Below are 14,120 nucleotides of genomic sequence, written 5' to 3' on the forward strand. Positions count from 1 at the left end.
GTCAGGTTCACGAGGCCTGAACCTGCAGCGCGTCGAAGAGTTGCTCGGGGTCGCGCACGCCATGTCTATAAAGCGTGATGATCGACCGGGCGAGTGACCTTGCGCGGGCTTCGTCGAGGCTCGGGGTGTTTTCCGCCGCCAATCGGGTGAAGACGCCTTGCAGGACGACGAGGTCCTGCGGCTCGAATATGCCGATATGCGTGGGGTCTCGAAGCACGTCCATGGCTGCCTCCCCTGTTCCGCATCCAGCCGGCATTGATTGCTGTCGGGTGCGACCAGGAATCTAGGAGCAGAATGCGTCAGCAACAAGTCGGGAAATCTTGCAGCCCTCGGCCCCGAAGCGGTACAGGGCGGATCGGTTGCCAGCGCCCGATCTCAACCAAAAATTAACCCTGTTCGCAGAGGCTCCGCATAGGGTCGAGATGGCACAGGTAGCCGATTCCGGCCGGATCATCGAAAGCGGAAGAGATGACAGCGGCAGCGACCGGCAATGACGAACACGCCCCCCTCATCTCCCATCGCCTTCTGACGCGACTGACGATCGGCGTTGCCGTGCTGGCGGGCCTGACGGTGGCGATCAGCGTTGCCGGGCGCGTTCTCGGCGAGCGTATCGCGCTGGCCGGTCACACCGAGAATGCCGAGCCTGTCGACGTCGTGATCGGTCAGGACCAGATCCGCCTCCCCGCCAACACGATCCGCTTCGAGGAGCAGCGCCAGACGGGTCGCACCGAACGCGTCGATCTCTACCTCACCTGGCCGGAAATGCGGGGTTACTCCAATGCGGACCGCGGCCGGTTCAACGATGCCAACCGCCCTGAAGGCCTGGTCTTCCTCAATCTTTCGCAGAGCACCATGTCGAAGGACATGTCCGGCCGAATGGGGCCGATCTACAGCCACCTCTTCGGCGATACGTTCGAGCCGGGTCCCGCCGGCCTCGTCCTGCGGCGCCTGAAGGAAAATTCCGGTTATGGCGACGAGGTGTTTTTCACGGGCCGTCTGCCCGACGGCTCCGACTATGCGGTGCGCTGCATGATGCCGGCCGACGAAGCACAGTCGACCAGCGCCGATTGTCAGCGCGATATCCACATCGGCCAGGATCTTTCCGTACTTTACCGTTTTTCGAGCAGACTTTTGCCGCAGTGGCAGGCCATGGAAGTCCGCATTCGGGACTATCTCGGCCGGTCGCTCATCCGCAACGGCCGCCCATCCCCCTCCACCGGCCTTGGCCGATAAAACCGCACCAATCTCAGAAACCAATGATTCATCATAAACCGATTGGTAACGCTATCCCGCTACTGTGCCAGAAATGGTCGATCCGGGAGGTCACGCCCGGGCAACATGTGCAATCCGAGAATGAAGAGTAACGTAGTGTCCCGTTCCGTATTCCTCGATTTCCTCCCCCGCTCCTGCCAGGCAATTGCCACTGCGGCGAAAGGTTTGGTGATGATCGGAATGGTCGCCACCGTCGCCGTCGCTACCCCGGCCGAAGCCAATCCGAAATATTCCGGCATTGTCATCGACGCCAAGACGGGCAAGGTGCTCTACAGCGAGGATGCCGATGCGTTGCGTTATCCCGCATCGCTCACCAAGATGATGACGCTGTACCTCACCTTCGAGGCGCTGGAGGCCGGAAAGATCCGCCTCAACACCCGCGTCCCCTTCTCGAAGAACGCTGCAAGCGAGCCGCCGACAAAACTCGGCGTCGGCGTCGGCAATTCGATCACCGTAGAGCAGGCGATGCTCGGCCTCATCACCCGGTCGGCGAACGACGCCTCCACGGCGCTTGCCGAGTTCCTCGGCGGCTCCGAAGAGCGCTTCGCCCGCATGATGACGCAGAAGGCCCGGGCGCTCGGCATGACGCGTACCGTCTACCGCAACGCCAACGGCCTTCCCAACACGGCGCAGGTAACCACCGCCCGCGACCAGGCCCGCCTCGGCATCGCGCTGCGCCAGCATTTCCCGCAGTATTACGACTATTTCTCGGTGGGCAGCTTCCGCTTCGGCAAGCAGACCATTCGCGGCCACAACCGGCTGCTTGGCACCGTGCGCGGCGTCGATGGCATCAAGACCGGCTATACCCGCGCGTCCGGTTATAATCTCGTTACTTCGGCCGTTGCAGACGGACGCAGCGTCGTCGGCGTGGTCATCGGCGGCCGATCCGGCGCTGCCCGCGACCAGCAGATGCGCAAGCTCATCGCTACCTACATGCCGAAGGCCTCGCGCCGCGGCGGCGGCGACCTGATCGCCGAAACGAAGGATGCGCCGACGCTGACCGCCGAAGTCGCCAGCAAGGCCACCACCGCATCGACCGCGTCGGTGTCCGCCGGCCTCGACCTGCCGGAAAACGGCCCGGTACCGACCTACCGCTACAACGAAGCCCGAATCGAGACGGCCTATGCCGCGACGTCGACCTCGGAAGTCGTCGGCAAACGCGCGCTGGCCGCAACGCTGAAGATCCAGCGCGATGCAGCCGTGCCGCCGGCCGACCTGACGGAACAGGGCGATACCGGCGGTTCGCTCGACGAACTCACCACCTCCTCCACGGTTGCCGCCGTCGCTTCCGATGCCGCGCCCTCGGGCTGGGTCATCCAGATCGGCGCAACGCCCGACAAGGGCCAGGCGCAGGACCTGCTTTCGAAGGCGAAGAACCAGGGTGGCAAGGCGCTTTCCAGCGCGAAGCCCTTCACCGTCGCCGTCAACAGCGGTAGCCAGCAGCTTTACCGCGCCCGCTTCGGCGGCTTCGACAACCAGAACGGCGCTGCTGCGGCTTGCAAGGCGCTGAAGCGCAAGGGTTTCGCCTGCTGGGCCAGCCAGCAGTAAGGACGACCGGGGCCGCCAGCGGTTCGGCGCGCGCCTCAACTACCGCCTTGCCCCCGCAACGTCACCGGACAGGTAGTGCGTCCCGGGACTGCGGAGCAAGGCAGGCGGAATGCCGCGAAAGCGGCTCTGCCATCCTCGATTGGGTAATGCGTACGAGGCAGATTATGGCGATGAACGAGAACCTGTTCGATGTCCCCCCCGCAGCCGGCGCGGAAAAACGCCGCTCGCTGAAAGGCACGCTCCACCCGCTGCACGAGGCAGCGATGCGGATCGCGGATATCGGGCTCGGCCGTTCGCGCAACAGGACGAAGGATCTCGTCGGCATGCTGCTCGCCCATGGTGCCAGAGCCTGGCGTTCGGGCCAGCCGGCCGCCGGGATCCATCTCCATGTCGGCGTCAGCGAACGCCGCCACCCGGTGCGCCTGCGCCTGCGCTGACCGCCGCTTGAACCGGCCGACGAGGGCCTTGCAAAGCGGCCCCACATTTGCTGTGCAGGAACGATGCCGGCAATCCCACTCCCCTTCATCATCGCACTCCTGCTTGCCATTCTTCTCGTGAAGCTGGTGCTGCTGCATGAAACCGCGCTTCGGCCCGCCATCGGCTTCGTTGCTGCCTGCGTCGTCGTTGCGTTGGCAGTCGGTGTCCGGTGGTCCTTCGACGCGCCGTTTGCACGGTTCCTCCAACCCGTCGTTGCCGCAGCGCTGCCGCCCATCGCCTGGTTCTGCTTCACGGCAGGTCGGGCGGCGCGCAGCAAGGCCCGCTGGCTGCACGGGCTGCCCGTCGCCCTCGTCCTTTTTGCGTCCGCCGGCTGGCAGGTCTGGCGTTCCCCGATCGATCTGCTGCTCGCGCTTCTCTATATCGGCTACGGGGTCGCCCTGCTGCGCCTCGCCGGGGCCGGACCGGACGGTTTTTCCGCGGTGCGGCTGAGCGATGCGAACCGAGCCCGCAAGGCGGCCGGCATGGCGGGCGGCGTACTCATCGTCTCGGCGTTCGTCGATCTCCTCATCGCCGTCGATTTCGGCTTCTACAGCGGCAATCATGCGGCCCGGATCGTGGCTGCGGGCAACCTTCTTCTCCTGCCCGCCCTTACCTACGCCGTTGTGACCGTCGGACGGAGCCTGCCGGTCGATGCCGGAGAGGAAGCGGCCCCCGAGCCGCTGCGTGTACCGCGGGAAGACGACGGCCGGATTCTGGCAGCGATCGACCGCTTGATGCGGGAGCGTAAACTCTTCCGCGACCCGGACCTCACTTTGAACCGGATCGCGCGACGCGCAGGTCTTCCGGCGCGACATATTTCAGGCGCCGTCAATCGTTTGGAAAGCCGCAACGTCTCGCAACTCGTCAACGGTTACCGCATCGAGGAGGCCAAGCGCCTGCTGACGGAGACCGATTTGCCGGTCACCACCATCATGTTTGAGGCCGGTTTCCAGACCAAATCGAACTTTAACCGGGAATTCCTGAGGGCTACCGGCCAAACCCCGAGCGACTATCGCCGATCCCCTATCGAAAACTGACACCCAGGAAGGTGATGATGCGATCGGCGACCTCGCGGTGGATCGCCGCCCGTCCCCGGGTGCCGCCGTCCTTGCAGACGATGCCGTCTCCAGGCGTTTCCGCCTCGATCCTCTCGGCCGCGCCCGGCTTGCAGATCTGCAGGAAGCTAAAATGCATGGCATCCGGGATGACGGTGTAGACACTGCCCTTTGCCGGAAGCCCTTTTGCCAGATAACCGGATTCCCGTTCGGCCGGCATGTCGCCGATATCGATGCCGGCCGCGATCACCAGCGCGGGCAGGCGAAGCGCGGCGAGGCTTTCGGGAGAAAAGCCGCGTGCCAGACCAAGATCGAGCGAGACGAAAGCGCCGATGCGCGGGTCGCCGAGATCGTCCTCAAGTCGCCGACGACCATCGTCTCTGCCATCCAGTCCGAGTTCCGTCGTCAGACTGCAGGCCCGCGGGCTCGCATTCATCTTGCAATCCGCGATAAACCGCTGCGTATCGAAACGCGCGCCGGCGAGGGCCGCGGCCGTCCAGCCGCCGAGCGAATGGCCGACGACGGCAATGCGTTTCGCGTCGATGTAAGCGGCCAAGCCATTGTCGGCCCGCAACGCGTCGATGAGGCGGCTGAGATCGCGCGGCCGTTCCCAGAGCTTTGCCGCCTCTGCTGGATCCCGGTCGAAAGTCGTGGTGCCGGGGTGGTCGGGCGCGGCGACGATGTAGCCCCGCGCGGCGAGTTCGCCGGCGAGCCAGCTCAAATTGCGCCAGCTTCCGCCATAGCCGTGGGACAGCACGACGAGCGGGTGCATCCCCTCACCCACCCGGGCACCACGGATTGCCGCTATGCCCTGAAAGGTCAGATTTTCCGCGACGGTTTCCATCGGTCCGGTATCGGGCGTCGGATACCAGACGACAGCGAAAAGCGCGCGGGACTCAGAGGATCCGGCGATCCTCAGATCGCGGACGCCGATCCCGTCGGCACGACTGGATGTCGCGACGGCAAGGAAAAGCGCGGTGGCAAGAAGGAGTGTTTTCAGCATGGAGACCTCGTTGGTTGAACGAGGCTCGGGATGCGGCAAGCAGCGCAGGAAAGAGACCTGAAACGCGATTGAGGACGTGGGATTTCAGAGCAGGCCGAGTTCTGCGAGTTCGCGGCGCAGATCCAGCGGCAGGTCGGCCGTACCGTCACCCATGTTCTTCAGGTCGCGCGGCGCGTCGTCATCCGCAAGGTAGCGCCAGCCCTGGAAGGCGCGGCGCGGCTGCAGTTCGGTCTCGATAACCTCGGGGCCCAGCACCAGCTCGCAGCGCGAAATGCCGTCGGCATCCGTGAAGGTCTTGATATCGAGCAGCCGCTGGCGCGCCTGCACCTGGCCCTTGATCACCCAGTAGAGCGAACCGCCCTCGAGCAGGTCCTGATCACGCTTGGGCACCATGCGGGTGATGTGGCCCGAATGCGGTTCCATGCCCGCAGCGATCGCGATCAGCGAGCGTTCGGACACCCATTCGCGCAGGTCCTCGATCGAGTCCGCGCCGACACAGAGTTTGATGAGATGCAGGGCCATGCCCCTTTGAACGCTCTTGCGGCGGCCCGGTCAAGGGGCCGCCGTGTCGCACTCCACAGCGTTCGCCGCGAAAGCCTCAGCACTCCACCACGTTGACGGCGAGGCCGCCGGTGGAGGTTTCCTTGTATTTCTCGTTCATGTCGACACCCGTCTGGCGCATCGTCTCGATGCAGGCGTCGAGCGGAACGAAATGCGTGCCGTCGCCCTTGATGGCAAGCGAGGCGGCCGTCACCGCCTTCACTGCGCCGAGCGCGTTGCGCTCGATGCAGGGCACCTGGACGAGGCCGGCAATGGGATCGCAGGTCATGCCGAGGTGGTGTTCCAGCGCGATTTCCGCGGCATTCTCCACCTGTGCCGGCGAACCGCCCATCACGGCGGCAAGGCCCGCGGCGGCCATGGCGGAGGCAGACCCCACCTCGCCCTGACAGCCGACTTCGGCGCCCGAGATGGAGGCGTTGTGCTTGATGATGCCGCCGACGGCCGCCGCCGTCAGCAGATAGTCGCGAATGCCGTCCTGGTCGGCATCCTCATGGAAATGCAGGTAGTAGCGGATCGTCGCGGGCACGACGCCGGCCGCGCCGTTGGTCGGCGAGGTGACAACACGGCCGCCGGCCGCATTCTCCTCGTTGACCGCCATGGCATAGACGGACAGCCAGTCATTGGCGAGCAGCGGGTTCGCCTTGTTGGAGCGCCACTCCTCCTGCAGCTTGTCGTGGATCGAGCGGGCGCGGCGGCGCACCTTCAGGCCGCCGGGCATGATGCCCTCATTCTTGAGGCCACGGTCGATGCAGCTCTTCATCGCGCCCCAGATGCGGTCGAGGCCGGCATCCAGCTCCATGCGCGACATGCTCGCTTCCTCGTTGGCGCGCTTCATCTGCGCGATCGTCATGCCGGAGCGTTCGGCCATTTCCAGCATCTGCTTTGCCGAGGCGAAGGGGAACGGCACCTTCTTGTCGCCCGCCTTCGCCTTGCTGGTGCGCATCTGTTCCAGTTCCGTGTCGGTGACGACGAAGCCGCCGCCAACGGAATAGTAGATGCGTTTCAGCAGCAGCCGGTCGTCACGGTCATAGGCCGAGAAGGTCATGCCATTGGCATGGCCGGGCAGCGGGTTCTTCTTGTCGAAGATCAGGTCGTCCTTCGGCCGGAAGGCATAACCGGGATGGCCCGGCGGCGTGATGCGGCCGGTGCGCTCCACTTCGCCGACGATATCGTCCATGCGGTCCGGATCGACCGAATCGGGCCGCTCGCCCATCAGGCCGAGGATGACGGCGCGGTCGGAACCGTGGCCGACGCCCGTATAGGCAAGCGAACCGTGCAGGCTCATGCGGATCGTCGCGACCTGCGCACCCGATGGCCGCGGCCAGTCGGCGGAGAGGATCAGGTCGAGAAAGCGGTTCGCCGCCGACATCGGTCCCATCGTGTGGGAGCTCGACGGCCCAATCCCGATCTTGAAAACATCGAATACCGAAAGAAACATGTCCCGAACTTCTCCCTTGCCTCGGCAGGCGCACTGATCCCTGAAGCTACGCCATCATGCGGCGCACTTAAGGCGATCTCCCGACATCGGGTTTTACCTGCGCGACATGTCCCTTCCAACAGGCCTTGAAACAAAAACAGCGTGCTTCGTGGAGAAGCACGCTGTTCATGTAAGGGTGACAGGCCGGTGTTTTCAGATGCCGCCGAAAAGATAGGCGATGACCAGAACTGCGCCAAAACCGAGGACTGCACGGGCGGTCACGCCCCAGCAGGATTTCTGAACGGTACTTTCCATGATTTCCCCGATTGGAAGATGTCGTTGCAATGGCCGAGCCGACCCTGCATGACGCCCTGTTTAATGAAGAATTCATGAAACCGCAATCGCGAAAAATGGCGAAACCAAGGCGCTGTTCTCATAGGTGCCCCGCGTCAGACGCATGACATGTCGCAAAATCAGACGGTTGGAGGGTGGGACGGCGACAGGGGGTCGCCGCCTTTTTGCCCAAGATCTGAACAGCCCCGTGCAGCCACCTTTCCGGCGCTTGCAAAATGCGGAATCCATGGCACAACGCTTGGCCATGAGCACACCGGATTTCATCGCCCTCGCCCTCTTCCTGCTGCTGTGGACGGGATATTCCTGGATCACGGAACGGGCGAAACTCTTCGACCGCGTCAGCCTCACGCGGGCGATGAGCTCGCAGCGCGCCGTGTGGATCCGCAACGCGATGCACCGCGACCTGCGCATGATCGATACCCAGATCATGGCCGGCCTGCAGAACGGCACGGCCTTCTTCGCTTCGACCTCGATCCTGGCGCTCGGCGGCTGTTTCGCGCTGCTCGGCGCCACGGAGCAGGTCTTTGCCATTTTCAGCGACCTGCCGGTGGTCTTCCAGGGCAGCCGCGCCGGGTTCGAGCTCAAGGTCGGCGGCCTTGCCGGCATCTTCGGCTATGCCTTCTTCAAGTTCGGCTGGTCCTACCGTCTTTTCAACTACTGCACGATCCTGCTCGGCGCGATCCCGATGAGCGGCGACATCCACAAGGACCCGGCCGGCGCCGACCTTGCTGCCGACAAGGTCATCCGCATGAACATCCTTGCGGCAAAACACTTCAATATGGGGCTGCGCGCCATCTTCCTGTCGATCGGCTATCTCGGCTGGTTTGTCAGCCCTTACCTCTTCATCGCGACGACGGTCAGCATCATCGTCGTGCTTGTGCGCCGGCAATTCTATTCGCAGGCGCGCCTCGCCGTTCTCGAACGCCTCGACTGACATCCCTTCCGACGGCCACCTTTCGGCCATCCGCCCGGCGCAAGCTTGGCGTGACACTCTCCCATGGACCAAAGCAATGCGGCGACCCCGAACCATGACGACGACGGTGATTGACGGCAATGTGGCAGGAGAAGGTGCAGCACCGCGCCGCCTTCCGCGCATCCCGCTGATCGACCAGCTGCGCGCGCTCGCGCTGATCGCGATGGCGATCTACCACTTCACCTGGGACCTCGGTTTTTTCGGCTACATCGAACCGGACACGGCAACGACCGGCGGCTGGAAGATTTTCGCGCGAGTGATCGCCGGCTCCTTCCTGTTTCTCACCGGCTTCAGCCTTGTGCTCGGTCATATCAACGGTTTTCGCGCAAGGCCGTTCCTCATCCGCCTCGGCAAGATCGGACTGGCGGCAGCCGCGATTACCATCGCAACCTGGTTCGCCTTCCCGGAAACGTTCATCTTCTTCGGCATCCTGCATGCCATTGCCGCGGCGAGCGTCATCGGCCTTCTCTTCCTGCGCCTGCCGATCGTCGTGACGCTGCTTGCCGCCGCCGCCGCCATTGTGGCGCCGCTTTATCTGCGCGCCCCGCTCTTCGATCATCCGGCCCTCTGGTGGGTCGGGCTTTCGGTCGATGTCCCGCGCTCGAACGACTATGTGCCGCTGCTCCCCTGGCTCGCGCCGGTGTTGCTCGGCATCGTGCTCGGCAAGCTCTTCATCGCAAGCCCGCTTCCCGAGTGGCTGGCGGGTTTTGGAGGTCAGACGAAAGTCTGGTGGAAAAGCCTCTTGGAAAAAGCCGGCCGCCACAGTCTCGCCATCTACCTTATCCATCAGCCCGTGCTGATCGCACTGGTCTACGGCTTTTCCCTCGTGGTTCCCGCGCCTGCAGCCGATCCGGTCGTTGGCTATACGAAGAGCTGCATGCGCGCCTGCGAAAGCGAGCGCGGCGACGGGTTCTGCCAGAGTTTCTGCGGCTGCACGCTGGACCGGCTGACGGAGGAGAACCTGTTCACCGACCTTGTGCGCGGTGCGATCGATGTCACGAAGGACGAGCGCGTTGCCGCGATCTCGTCGCAATGCACGGCAGATGCGGAAACGAAGACCGACCTGAAGGAGTAGGATCATGAACGCCTATCGCATGAAGCCACTCGCCTTTCCCTGGCCCCCGCTGATCTACGGCGCGGCGCTCGCGGCGGCCTTCCTGCTCCAGGCTTATTTTCCGCTCGCGGCGGCCGAGACAAACATCTGGATCGCCCGCACCGCCGGCGGCATCCTGATCCTCATGGCCATCGTGCTGGATGTCTGGGCCATGCGCACGCTGCTCGACTGCCACACGACGATCCTGCCGAACCGCTGCTCGACCCATCTCGTGACATCCGGCCCCTACCGCTTCACCCGCAACCCTATCTATCTCGGCTATACGCTGGCGACCGCCGGCATCGGCCTTGTGATGCTCAATCCCTGGTGCATCGTGACTGCCATGATCGCCGCCGTGTTGACGAGCATCGTCGCCATAAAGCGCGAGGAGCTGCACCTGCTCTCGCGCTTCGGCATCGATTTCGAACGCTATTGCAACGGGACGACGCGCTGGATCTGACGGCCGCTCAGGTGCCGACGCCGATTTCGGCAAGGCGCGTCAGGCAGGCTTCCTCGACATTGTCGAGCTCGGCCAGGGTCTCCTCGATGTCGCGTCGCTTCTGGCGCAGCTCGTCGCGTTTTTCGCTGACCTTCGCCATCAGCAGTTCCAGCTGCCCCACCTCGCCCGGCGGATCCTTGTAGACGCGGATGATGTCGCGGATCTCGGCGATGGTGAAGCCGATACGCCGGCCACGCAGGATTTCCTGGATGAGACGGCGGTCGGCCGGGCGGAAGAGGCGCGTGCGACCACGGCGCTCGGGGTTGATCAGCCCCTCGTCCTCGTAGAAGCGCAGTGTGCGGGTGGAAACTCCGAATTCGCGCGTCAGCTCGGTTATGGTATAAAACTTGTCCACGCCTGCTCCGATCTCATCTGGGCGGGCATTTTATTGACTTTTACGTATAAGTCAATTTTTGCTCTTTCCCGCCCTCTTCTCGAACGGACAACCGCCCCGTTCGTTCCCCGCAAAAACCTCAGCGGATGGCGAACCACCAGGTCGCAAGGCCAAGGAATGCGAAGAAGCCGACGATATCGGTGACCGCGGTCACGAAGACCGCGGAGGAGACGGCCGGGTCCGCCCCCGCCTTGTCGAGGAAGAGCGGAATGGCGATGCCGGCCAGCGCCGCTGCGCTCATGTTGATCAGCATGGCCGCCGCGATGACGCCGCCGATATTGGCATCATGGAACCAAATACCCGCCACGAGGCCGATCATCAGGCCGAAGGCGAGGCCGTGCAGCAGGCCGACACCCGCCTCGCGCCGCACGACACGCCAGGCATTGTGGATGTCGAGGTTGCGCGTGGCGAGCGCCCGCACGGTGACGGTCATCGTCTGCGACCCCGCATTGCCGCCCATGCCGGCGACGATCGGCATCAGCACCGCGAGCGCCACGATCTCCTCGATCGTCGCCTCGAAGAGCGAGATGACCGAGGCGGCGATAAAGGCCGTCAGGAGATTGACGAGCAGCCAGGGCGCGCGCGAGCGCACCGTCTCGATGGTCGTGTCAGAGAGTTCCTCGTCGCCGACGCCGCCGAGGCGCATCAGGTCCTCCTCGGCCTCTTCCTGGATGACGTCGACCACGTCGTCGATGGTCAGGACGCCGACGAGGCGGCCGTTCTCGTCGACGACGGCCGCGGAAAGAAGGTCGTACTGCTCGAAGAGCTGGGCGGCCTCTTCCTGGTCCATCTCGGCCGGGATCGGATGGTTCGTCTCGCGCATGATCGCTTCGATCTTCTCGCCGCGCTTGGCGCGCAGCACGCGGTCAAGATCGATGGCGCCAAGCAGACGGAAGGTCGGATCGATGACGAAAATCTGCGAAAAACTCTCCGGCAGGTCCGCGTCCTCACGCAGGTAGTCGATCGTCTGGCCCACCGTCCAGAACGGCGGCACGGCGACGAACTCTGTCTGCATGCGGCGCCCGGCCGTGCTCTCGGGATAATCCAGCGAGCGGCGCAGGCGGATCCGTTCGGTGAACGGCAGCTTGGAAAGGATCTCTTCCTGGTCTTCCTGGTCGAGGTCCTCAAGGATGTAGACGGCGTCGTCCGAATCCATCTCGCCGAGCGCGGCAGCGATCTGCTCGTTCGGCATGTGCTCGACGATGTCGAGACGGATCGCCTCGTCGACCTCGGTCAGCGCCGCAAGGTCGAAATCGTCGCCGAGCAGGGAGACGAGCTGGCGGCGCTGCTCCGGCTGGATCGCCTCCAGCAGGTCGCCCATTTCCGATTCATGCAGCCGCGCCACATGCCTGCGCAGGAACAGGAGGTCGCGATCGGCGATCGCCGCGCCGACATGCATGAGGAAGTCCGAGCGGATCGAACCGTCCTCGGCATAGATGTCCTCGCCGTCGAAGGTACTGTGGTCTGTCTGCCCCTGATGGATACGGTCATCGTCGCCGGTGTTGTCCATCGGGCCGCTCCTTGTATCGGGCTCGTCCCGCCCGGCATGTCGGCGGCGCTGGGACGACAGGGATTGCGTAGAGGGTTCGGGCGCAACGCACTCTCTGGGAGGCGCGTTGTCTTATCTCGTGCTAACGCAAAGAGCGCAGCCGGTCCATCGCCGAACGCGGCAAAAGCCGGCCGGATGCAAAAAATTCGCAAGCTGTTGCAACATCACGATAATCACGCGATTCGCGATATCCCGGAAGGGCCCGGCATTTTCCCCCTGCCGCAAACAGGCTAGGAAGGACGCACAACCGGCACCCGGAGGCCCCATGGCGATCCTTCCCATTCTCAGCTACCCCGATCCGCGCCTGCGCCAGCCCTGCCGAGCGGTCGAAGTCTTCGATACGCAGCTTGCCACGCTCGCCGAGGATCTCGCCACCACGATGCGGGCCGCCCCAGGCATTGGCATTACCGCCGCCCATGTCGGCATCCTCGAGCGGTTGACGGTGATCGAGCTCGACGGGCCGGGGTCGCTGAGGGTCTTTGTGAACCCGCATATCGAATGGTTTTCGCCGGAAGGGCAGCGCCACGCCGAAGGCAGCGTCTCCATGCCGGGCGTGACCGACGAGGTGGAGCGCCCTGCCCGTATCCGCCTCACCTACCAGGATCTTTCCGGCGCCCGGAAGACCGAAGAGGCCGACGGGCTGCTTTCGGTCTGCCTGCAGCACGAGATCGATCAGCTCGACGGCATCTTCTGGATCGACCGCCTTTCGCGGCTGAAGCGCGAGCGCATCGTCAAGAAGTACAACAAGAGCAAGGCCTGAACCGCGCAAGCTCTTCTGCGCGAAGCGGAATCGCCTATTTTTTGCGGACGGCAACGCACAGGCCCGTGAACACGTAGCTGTGCTTGCCTGAATTTGCCTTGTCCAGGCGCTTCCAGCCGTGGTTGTTCATCGTCCACACCGGCTTGGTTTCGTTCGAATTGTAGTAGTAGACTTGGCCGCCGCTGCTGGTGACAAGGATATTGTGAAGCCCGTCCAGACCGGAACTGGAGGGATCGCCACCATCCATCATCATATAGCTGCAGTTGTAGTAGACGTCGTCGGCAGGAAGAAGCGTTTCGGTCTGGCTCTGTCCTTTTATCAGGTTGTAGAGCCCCTCCAGTCCCCGTTTAACATCATTGTCCGGAAGGTAGGCCAGCGCGTTCGCCTTCTCGGTATCGTCGAATTTGATGACGGCGGACAGGTTTGTCGCGTAGTTTTTCTCGACATATTTCAGGATTCTTCGTGGGTCCGAATTCTTCTTTGCCACAAGTGCTTTGATAGCCTTGCTTCCGTCATCCTTGAAAAGGATCTTGTTCCAAATGGTGCTCTCCGCGTCCTTTTGAGTGATCGTCGAGCCTGTCAGCTCCATGATCGTGATCGCGATGCAGTGTGCGGCACACGAATTTCCGGTTTGCGTCGGCAATGTTTTAAGCGGCATCACATCCCCCTGTCTTTGGGTAGTTGTCTACCGCAGAACTAACCCAAAAGTTGTTTCGCATTCAACTGCAACAAGGGGATATCAAGCGGCCGGGACCGGCTATCGTTAAATGCTCCTAGCGCTCGTCCGGATCTGAAACGATCTTCGGCGTCAGACAAGGTTACGAGATGAACGCAAACAGCCCAACGTTTGGTCTGAACGTGGAGTGGCTCGAAACGCTCAATGCCTGAAAACAAAAAACCCGGCTTTTCAGCCGGGTTTTTTTGGTGCGGTCGAGAAGACTCGAACTTCCACGGGTTGCCCCACAGCGACCTCAACGCTGCGCGTCTACCAATTCCGCCACGACCGCATCGTGGTAGGTGTCGTCTTGCGGCGACGGGGGTCATGTAGCAAAAGGATTTTGGGTGCACAAGGCCGTTGCGAAAGAAAAATGACGAAAAGCGAACTATTTCAACAGCGCCTGTGCAAACACACTGAAACCCCTGAAATCCTTGCAGGATCGCGCCT

The 14,120-nt window shown here is 63.2% G+C and carries 15 protein-coding genes and 1 tRNA gene; 8 read left to right on the plus strand and 8 right to left on the minus strand.

Translation table 11 applies throughout. The features are described from left to right. Window positions 1-7: 7 nt before the first annotated feature. The gene (locus EXZ48_RS11065) at window positions 8-223 is read right to left on the minus strand and encodes a hypothetical protein (protein ID WP_023513634.1); all 216 of its coding nucleotides are present in this window, start codon (window positions 221-223) and stop codon (window positions 8-10) included. 245 nt (window positions 224-468) lie between these two features. On the opposite strand from EXZ48_RS11065, the gene EXZ48_RS11070 reads away from it, so the two are divergent. The 4 genes from EXZ48_RS11070 (at window position 469) to EXZ48_RS11085 (ending at window position 4,334) form a co-directional block, all read left to right on the plus strand. Further along, a complete protein-coding gene (locus EXZ48_RS11070) occupies window positions 469-1,233 on the plus strand; it encodes a hypothetical protein (RefSeq protein WP_130515942.1) in 765 nt (254 codons plus the stop codon). Window positions 1,234-1,443: 210 nt separating this feature from the next. Further along, window positions 1,444-2,820, plus strand: coding sequence for a D-alanyl-D-alanine carboxypeptidase (locus EXZ48_RS11075; protein WP_371687651.1), 1,377 nt, complete (start codon window positions 1,444-1,446; stop codon window positions 2,818-2,820). A gap of 164 nt (window positions 2,821-2,984) precedes the next feature. After that, window positions 2,985-3,257 carry a hypothetical protein gene (locus tag EXZ48_RS11080; RefSeq protein WP_023512288.1) on the plus strand — a complete coding sequence of 91 codons (273 nt, stop codon included), beginning with the start codon at window positions 2,985-2,987 and terminating at the stop codon, window positions 3,255-3,257. A gap of 117 nt (window positions 3,258-3,374) precedes the next feature. Continuing rightward, window positions 3,375-4,334: an AraC family transcriptional regulator gene (locus EXZ48_RS11085; RefSeq protein WP_245462006.1), complete on the plus strand. Its 960-nt coding sequence runs from the start codon at window positions 3,375-3,377 to the stop codon at window positions 4,332-4,334. On the opposite strand, the gene EXZ48_RS11090 is transcribed toward EXZ48_RS11085, so the two are convergent. From EXZ48_RS11090 to EXZ48_RS11100, 3 genes are all read right to left on the minus strand, one after another. After that, entirely contained in the window at window positions 4,321-5,355 is a 1,035-nt protein-coding gene (locus EXZ48_RS11090; protein ID WP_130515947.1) for an alpha/beta fold hydrolase, read from the minus strand. The two genes, EXZ48_RS11085 and EXZ48_RS11090, sit on opposite strands and share 14 nt — an antisense overlap. Before the next feature lie 84 nt (window positions 5,356-5,439). Beyond that, window positions 5,440-5,877 (minus strand): DUF1489 family protein, encoded by a 438-nt coding sequence (locus tag EXZ48_RS11095; RefSeq protein WP_130515949.1) that lies wholly within the window; start codon window positions 5,875-5,877, stop codon window positions 5,440-5,442. Window positions 5,878-5,953: 76 nt separating this feature from the next. After that, on the minus strand, window positions 5,954-7,354 hold the full coding sequence (locus EXZ48_RS11100; RefSeq protein WP_050743978.1) for an L-serine ammonia-lyase: 1,401 nt from the start codon (window positions 7,352-7,354) through the stop codon (window positions 5,954-5,956). 577 nt (window positions 7,355-7,931) lie between these two features. Between EXZ48_RS11100 and EXZ48_RS11105 the strand changes: the two genes are divergently transcribed. From EXZ48_RS11105 to EXZ48_RS11115, 3 genes are all read left to right on the plus strand, one after another. Then, a complete protein-coding gene (locus EXZ48_RS11105) occupies window positions 7,932-8,621 on the plus strand; it encodes a DUF599 domain-containing protein (RefSeq protein ID WP_023514259.1) in 690 nt (229 codons plus the stop codon). A gap of 76 nt (window positions 8,622-8,697) precedes the next feature. After that, entirely contained in the window at window positions 8,698-9,735 is a 1,038-nt protein-coding gene (locus EXZ48_RS11110) for a DUF1624 domain-containing protein (RefSeq protein ID WP_245462007.1), read from the plus strand. Window positions 9,736-9,739: 4 nt separating this feature from the next. Beyond that, complete coding sequence (locus EXZ48_RS11115; RefSeq protein WP_023514261.1) at window positions 9,740-10,213, plus strand: isoprenylcysteine carboxylmethyltransferase family protein; 474 nt, start codon at window positions 9,740-9,742, stop codon at window positions 10,211-10,213. A gap of 7 nt (window positions 10,214-10,220) precedes the next feature. Here EXZ48_RS11115 and EXZ48_RS11120 read toward each other — a convergent pair whose 3' ends face one another. Together EXZ48_RS11120 and mgtE are read right to left on the minus strand one after the other, a co-directional pair. After that, window positions 10,221-10,607, minus strand: a complete 387-nt coding sequence (locus EXZ48_RS11120) for a MerR family DNA-binding transcriptional regulator (protein ID WP_023514262.1) — start codon at window positions 10,605-10,607, stop codon at window positions 10,221-10,223. Window positions 10,608-10,725: 118 nt separating this feature from the next. Further along, entirely contained in the window at window positions 10,726-12,156 is a 1,431-nt protein-coding gene (mgtE, locus tag EXZ48_RS11125) for a magnesium transporter (protein ID WP_023514263.1), read from the minus strand. A 304-nt stretch (window positions 12,157-12,460) separates the two neighbouring features. On the opposite strand from mgtE, the gene EXZ48_RS11130 reads away from it, so the two are divergent. Beyond that, the gene (locus EXZ48_RS11130) at window positions 12,461-12,955 is read left to right on the plus strand and encodes a peptide deformylase (RefSeq protein ID WP_130515952.1); all 495 of its coding nucleotides are present in this window, start codon (window positions 12,461-12,463) and stop codon (window positions 12,953-12,955) included. A gap of 34 nt (window positions 12,956-12,989) precedes the next feature. On the opposite strand, the gene EXZ48_RS11135 is transcribed toward EXZ48_RS11130, so the two are convergent. Next, a complete protein-coding gene (locus EXZ48_RS11135) occupies window positions 12,990-13,613 on the minus strand; it encodes a hypothetical protein (protein ID WP_130515954.1) in 624 nt (207 codons plus the stop codon). 264 nt (window positions 13,614-13,877) lie between these two features. Next, window positions 13,878-13,962: transfer RNA gene (locus EXZ48_RS11140), tRNA-Leu, on the minus strand. Window positions 13,963-14,120 lie beyond the last annotated feature (158 nt).

Origin of the sequence: Shinella sp. JR1-6, assembly GCF_004284735.1 — a bacterium.
GTDB lineage: Bacteria > Pseudomonadota > Alphaproteobacteria > Rhizobiales > Rhizobiaceae > Shinella.

What these genes read in the sequence shown, in the direction of transcription:
- EXZ48_RS11065 (WP_023513634.1), bottom strand. Translation starts at nt 223, where the DNA reads ATGGACGTGCTTCGAGACCCCACGCATATCGGCATATTCGAGCCGCAG.
- EXZ48_RS11070 (WP_130515942.1), top strand. Translation starts at nt 469, where the DNA reads ATGACAGCGGCAGCGACCGGCAATGACGAACACGCCCCCCTCATCTCC.
- EXZ48_RS11075 (WP_371687651.1), top strand. Translation starts at nt 1,444, where the DNA reads ATGATCGGAATGGTCGCCACCGTCGCCGTCGCTACCCCGGCCGAAGCC.
- EXZ48_RS11080 (WP_023512288.1), top strand. Translation starts at nt 2,985, where the DNA reads ATGGCGATGAACGAGAACCTGTTCGATGTCCCCCCCGCAGCCGGCGCG.
- EXZ48_RS11090 (WP_130515947.1), bottom strand. Translation starts at nt 5,355, where the DNA reads ATGCTGAAAACACTCCTTCTTGCCACCGCGCTTTTCCTTGCCGTCGCG.
- EXZ48_RS11095 (WP_130515949.1), bottom strand. Translation starts at nt 5,877, where the DNA reads ATGGCCCTGCATCTCATCAAACTCTGTGTCGGCGCGGACTCGATCGAG.
- EXZ48_RS11100 (WP_050743978.1), bottom strand. Translation starts at nt 7,354, where the DNA reads ATGTTTCTTTCGGTATTCGATGTTTTCAAGATCGGGATTGGGCCGTCG.
- EXZ48_RS11105 (WP_023514259.1), top strand. Translation starts at nt 7,932, where the DNA reads ATGAGCACACCGGATTTCATCGCCCTCGCCCTCTTCCTGCTGCTGTGG.
- EXZ48_RS11110 (WP_245462007.1), top strand. Translation starts at nt 8,698, where the DNA reads ATGCGGCGACCCCGAACCATGACGACGACGGTGATTGACGGCAATGTG.
- EXZ48_RS11115 (WP_023514261.1), top strand. Translation starts at nt 9,740, where the DNA reads ATGAACGCCTATCGCATGAAGCCACTCGCCTTTCCCTGGCCCCCGCTG.
- mgtE (WP_023514263.1), bottom strand. Translation starts at nt 12,156, where the DNA reads ATGGACAACACCGGCGACGATGACCGTATCCATCAGGGGCAGACAGAC.
- EXZ48_RS11130 (WP_130515952.1), top strand. Translation starts at nt 12,461, where the DNA reads ATGGCGATCCTTCCCATTCTCAGCTACCCCGATCCGCGCCTGCGCCAG.
- EXZ48_RS11135 (WP_130515954.1), bottom strand. Translation starts at nt 13,613, where the DNA reads ATGCCGCTTAAAACATTGCCGACGCAAACCGGAAATTCGTGTGCCGCA.